The 4,804-nt window shown below is 64.9% G+C and carries 4 protein-coding genes; 2 read left to right on the top strand and 2 right to left on the bottom strand.

The features are described 5' to 3' along the window. Positions 1–145: 145 nt before the first annotated feature. Positions 146–1,108 carry a D-2-hydroxyacid dehydrogenase family protein gene (locus MOV74_RS31395; protein ID WP_246930821.1) on the bottom strand — a complete coding sequence of 321 codons (963 nt, stop codon included), beginning with the start codon at positions 1,106–1,108 and terminating at the stop codon, positions 146–148. A gap of 130 nt (positions 1,109–1,238) precedes the next feature. Further along, positions 1,239–1,454 (bottom strand): hypothetical protein, encoded by a 216-nt coding sequence (locus tag MOV74_RS31390; RefSeq protein WP_246930820.1) that lies wholly within the window; start codon positions 1,452–1,454, stop codon positions 1,239–1,241. A gap of 234 nt (positions 1,455–1,688) precedes the next feature. Between MOV74_RS31390 and ettA the strand changes: the two genes are divergently transcribed. Further along, complete coding sequence (gene ettA / locus MOV74_RS31385; RefSeq protein ID WP_246930819.1) at positions 1,689–3,338, top strand: energy-dependent translational throttle protein EttA; 1,650 nt, start codon at positions 1,689–1,691, stop codon at positions 3,336–3,338. A 7-nt stretch (positions 3,339–3,345) separates the two neighbouring features. Beyond that, a complete protein-coding gene (locus tag MOV74_RS31380; RefSeq protein ID WP_246930818.1) occupies positions 3,346–4,572 on the top strand; it encodes a lytic murein transglycosylase in 1,227 nt (408 codons plus the stop codon). The last annotated feature ends 232 nt before the right edge of the window (positions 4,573–4,804 follow it).

Below are 4,804 nucleotides of genomic sequence, written 5' to 3'. Positions count from 1 at the left end.
GGCTCCGATGGCCGCCCAGGCTGGTCCGGTTCCGGGTACGCAGCCGACCGTGGTGCCGCCGCTGCCCGCGCCGGTCACCGTGCGCTAAGAACTCCACGACATCTGATAGAGCGAAGGGCGTGCCACCGGCACGCCCTTCGTCGTTTCAGGCCAGCTTGCGCGGCAACTCGCGGCCCCCAGTGAAGGCGTCGATCGCCTCGACCATCTGGCCATAGTGGATGCGCAAGCCGTCCTCGGTGGCGTAGCCGAGATGCGGCGTCAGCACGAGATTGTCGAGCTTGCGGAAGGGATGGTCGACCGGTAGCGGCTCGACCGCGAACACGTCAATGCCGGCGCCCGCGATCTTGCGCTGCTGCAAGGCCTCGAGCAGCGCCTGCTCGTCCACGATCGGCCCGCGCGCGGTGTTGACGAGAAAGGCCGTCGGCTTCATTCGCGCGAGATCGGCAGCGCCGACCAGCCCGCGCGAGCGCTCGCTCAGCACCACATGGATGGTGACGATGTCAGCCTTGGCGAACAGCTCCTCCTTGGTGGCGTAGCCGACGCCTGCGCCTGCGCACTTCTCCGGCGTGAGATTCGGGCTCCAGGCGATCACGTTCATGCCGAAGGCCTTGGCGATCCCGGCCATCTTGCTGCCGAGCTTGCCGAGCCCGACGATGCCGAGCGTCATTCCCTCGATCTCGACGCCCGCAAAGGTCTGCCAGGGCTCGCCGGCATGCATGCGCGCATTCTCGCGGCCGATGCCGCGCGTCAGCTCCAGGATCAGGCCCATGGTCAGCGGTGCCGTGGGATCGCGCGAATATTGCGTGCCGCCGATCGCCACATTGCGTGCCGTCGCGGCTTCCATGTCGATCGCGGCATTGCGCATGCCTGAGGTGAGCAGCAGCTTCAGCTTCGGCAAGCTCTCGAACAGGCTCTTGGGGAATGCGGTGCGCTCACGCATCGCGCAGATGATCTCGAAGTCGGCGAGCGCGCTTACTGCGGCCTGTTCGGAGGCGAAGGGATGGCTGAACACGGTGACGTCGAGACGGTCGGACAGTTTCTGCCAGTCGGCGACGTCGAGTGCGAGGTTGAAATAGTCGTCGAGAATTGCACAGCGCAGCCGGCTCATCAGCGTTCATCCATGGCGAGAGGTGAGGGCGCCAGGCGAGCGCCGTCGTCGGAACCAAGCCATGGTTGCGCGCAATCACGCCTGCGCGCAAGTCGCTCGCGCCTTCAAAAATCCGACAGGGGAGCGGCGCTCAGAGGTCGCGGGGCTTCAGGCGGAACGGCGCATCCATGCCGTGCTTGGCGCGCCAGGCGGGGCCGGGGCCGCGCATGTAGTGCAGTTCGGGCCGGTAGGGATTGAAGGCGGTGGCGAAGAAGCGCTTCCAGAATCCCTTGATCTCCGAGGCGAAGTCGGAGATGTGGCCGGCTTCTGCCGGAACAGGAAGAGAATGGGTCTCGATCAGAGCCATGATGCGGCCTCGCTTTGCTCCCGTTCGTTCTGAGCGGGTGGCGCTGTTTCCGCGCGAAACCGAGCTTTCGGCCTGATTTATTAAAAGATGGTTTCAATTGTCCGGATCGGTGGCCGGATGGTGACCGTCCCGTATTCATCCGTGGTGAACGGACGGAAAACATTGCCCTTTGGGGACGGGATCGCTACATCGCAGGCGAAGCAAATTTCCTCAAATCGAAGGTTTTCGGGACCGATGGCGCGCCAGTTCATCTATTTCATGCAGGGCCTGACCAAGAGCTACCCGACCCGGAAGGTGCTCGACAACATCCATCTGTCATTCTACCCGGACGCCAAGATCGGCGTGCTCGGCGTCAACGGCTCGGGCAAGTCGACGCTGCTCAAGATCATGGCTGGCCTCGACAAGGAGTATAACGGCGAGGCCTGGGTCGCGCAGGGCGCCCGCGTCGGCTATCTCGAGCAGGAGCCGCATCTCGATCCCGCACTCAGCGTGCGCGAGAACGTCATGCTGGGCGTCGCCAAGCAGAAGGCCATCCTCGATCGCTACAATGAGCTGGCGATGAACTACTCCGAGGAAACCGCCGACGAGATGACCAAGCTGCAGGACGAGATCGAGGCCCAGGGCCTCTGGGATCTCGACAGCAAGGTCGACCAGGCCATGGACGCGCTGCGCTGCCCGCCCGACGATGCCGACGTGACGAAGCTCTCCGGCGGTGAGCGTCGCCGCGTCGCCCTGTGCAAGCTGCTGCTCGATCAGCCCGAATTGCTGCTGCTGGACGAGCCGACCAACCATCTCGACGCCGAGTCGGTGTCGTGGCTCGAAGGCCATTTGCGCTCCTATCCCGGCGCGATCCTGATCGTGACCCACGATCGCTACTTCCTCGACAACGTCACGAGCTGGATTCTCGAGCTCGATCGCGGCAAGGGCATTCCCTACGAGGGCAATTACTCGTCCTGGCTGGTGCAGAAGCAGAAGCGGCTGGAGCAGGAAGGACGCGAGGACGCCGCGCATCAGAAGACGATCGCCCGCGAGCAGGAATGGGTCGCGTCCTCGCCGAAGGCGCGCCAGGCCAAGTCGAAGGCGCGCTATCAGCGCTACGAGGAGCTGCTCAAGCAGGCGAGCGAGAAGCAGACCCAGACCGCGCAGATCATCATCCCCGTCGCCGAGCGGCTCGGCGCCAACGTGGTCGATTTCGAAGGCCTCAGCAAAGGCTATGGCGATCGCCTCCTGATCGACGATCTCACCTTCAAGCTGCCGCCTGGCGGCATCGTCGGTGTGATCGGCGCCAACGGCGCCGGCAAGACCACGCTGTTCAAGATGATCACCAAGCAGGAAACGCCGGACAAGGGCACGATCACGGTCGGCGAGACCGTGCATCTCGGCTATGTCGACCAGTCGCGCGACGCGCTCGACGGCAACAAGAACGTGTGGGAGGAGATCTCCGGCGGCAACGAGCTGATCCTGCTCGGCAAGAAGGAGGTCAACTCGCGCGGCTATTGCTCGTCGTTCAACTTCAAGGGTGCCGACCAGCAGAAGAAGGTCGGCGCGCTCTCCGGCGGTGAACGCAACCGCGTGCATCTCGCCAAGATGCTGAAGTCCGGCGCCAACGTCCTGCTGCTCGACGAACCGACCAACGACCTCGACGTCGACACGCTGCGCGCGCTCGAAGAGGCGCTGGAGGATTTTGCTGGCTGCGCCGTCATCATCAGCCATGACCGCTGGTTCCTCGACCGTATCGCGACCCACATCCTGGCCTTCGAAGGCGACAGCCACGTCGAATGGTTCGAAGGCAACTTCCAGGATTACGAGAAGGACAAGATGCGCCGGCTCGGCCAGGACAGCATCATTCCGCACCGCGTGAAGTACAAGAAGCTGACGCGGTGATGGCGGCATGATGCAGCGGGCGCTCATCGCTGCGGTGATCGCGGTCACCTGCGGCTCGTCACCCGCCCGCGCCGCCGATGCCGCGTTCACGCAGTTCATCGCCTCGCTGTGGCCGGAGGCGCAGGCCGAAGGCGTCTCGCGCAAGACGTTCGACGAGCAGACGCGCGGGCTCGAGCCGGACTACAAGCTGCCCGACCTGATTCTGCCCGGGCGCCCCGCGCTAGGCGCACCGTCGCAGGCCGAGTTCGTGCAGGTGCCGGCGGATTACGTCAAGGAAGCCTCGATCGCGCGGCTAGCAGGCGAGGGTCAGCGGCTGCTGCAGAAATATCGTCCAGCGCTCAGCGAGATCGAGAAGAAGTCCGGCGTGCCCGCGACCGTCATGCTCGCGATCTGGGGCCGCGAGACCGATTACGGCCGCTACACGCTGCCTTACGATCTCGTCCGCGTGCTGGCGACGCAGGCCTATGTCGGCCGTCGCAAGGACCAGTACCGCACCGAATTCATCCTCTCGCTGAAGATCCTCGGCGAGGGCGTGGTGACGCGCAAGGACATGCGCTCGTCCTGGGCGGGCGCCACAGGGCTCACGCAGTTCCTGCCGTCGGAATATTACAAGCACGGCGTCGACTTCGACGGCGACGGTCGCATCGACATCTGGCATTCCGTGCCCGATGCGCTGGCCTCCGCGGCACAGCAGCTCGTCAACAAGGGCTGGCAGAGCGGCGTGCGCTGGGCCTACGAGGTGCAGGCGCCGGCCAAGGTCGATTGCACCAGTGGCGTGCCCGAGGTGACGAAGCCGATCGGCCAGTGGTTGCGCGAAGGTTTTGTGCCGGTGCGCGGGCAAAAGCTCAGCGCGGCCGAGCAGGCGCAGCCGGCTTCGCTGCTCCAGCCGGAAGGCATCTACGGCCCGTCGTTCCTGACCACGAAGAATTACTTCGTCATCAAGGAATACAATTTCTCCGACCTCTATGTGCTGTTCGTCGGCCATCTCAGCGACCGCATGACGAGCCCGCTTCCGTTCGCAACGCCCTGGGCTGCATCCAAGCAATTGCGCACCAAGGATGTCGAGACGATGCAGCGCGGCCTCACCCGCGTCGGGCTCTACAAGGACAAGATCGACGGCAAGGCCGGCATGCTGACGCGGGCGGCGCTCGGCGCCTATCAGAAGTCGGCCGGCCTCAAGGTTGATTGCTGGCCGAGCGAAGAGGTGCTGCGCTCGATCCAGGCGGCGCGGTAGCGCAGGGGCAAAAGAAAAGCCCGGCCGAGGGTCTCGGCCGGGCTTCGATCGCGGCGCTGGTGAGCGCCGTGCGATCAGATCAGTAGCAAACGCGAACCGGGCGAACGACCCAGCCGTAGCCGTCCCAATAACGCTGACGCTGCCAATAGCAGGGCGCGGGCGGCGGGGGCTCGGCGACGTAAACCGGACCGCCGTAAGCGGGGCGGCTCGACGCGATGGCGCCGCCGACGAT

Origin of the sequence: Bradyrhizobium sp. SHOUNA76 (assembly GCF_023006445.1) — a bacterium.
In the GTDB taxonomy this organism is placed as follows: Bacteria; Pseudomonadota; Alphaproteobacteria; order Rhizobiales; family Xanthobacteraceae; genus Bradyrhizobium.
Note: the sequence above shows the minus strand (reverse complement) of the source record. Positions and strands in the feature narration are given on the sequence as shown.

Excerpts from the sequence above, each read along its gene's own strand:
- MOV74_RS31380 (WP_246930818.1), top strand. The coding sequence starts at position 3,346 with ATGATGCAGCGGGCGCTCATCGCTGCGGTGATCGCGGTCACCTGCGGC.
- ettA (WP_246930819.1), top strand. The coding sequence starts at position 1,689 with ATGGCGCGCCAGTTCATCTATTTCATGCAGGGCCTGACCAAGAGCTAC.
- MOV74_RS31395 (WP_246930821.1), bottom strand. The coding sequence starts at position 1,108 with ATGAGCCGGCTGCGCTGTGCAATTCTCGACGACTATTTCAACCTCGCA.
- MOV74_RS31390 (WP_246930820.1), bottom strand. The coding sequence starts at position 1,454 with ATGGCTCTGATCGAGACCCATTCTCTTCCTGTTCCGGCAGAAGCCGGC.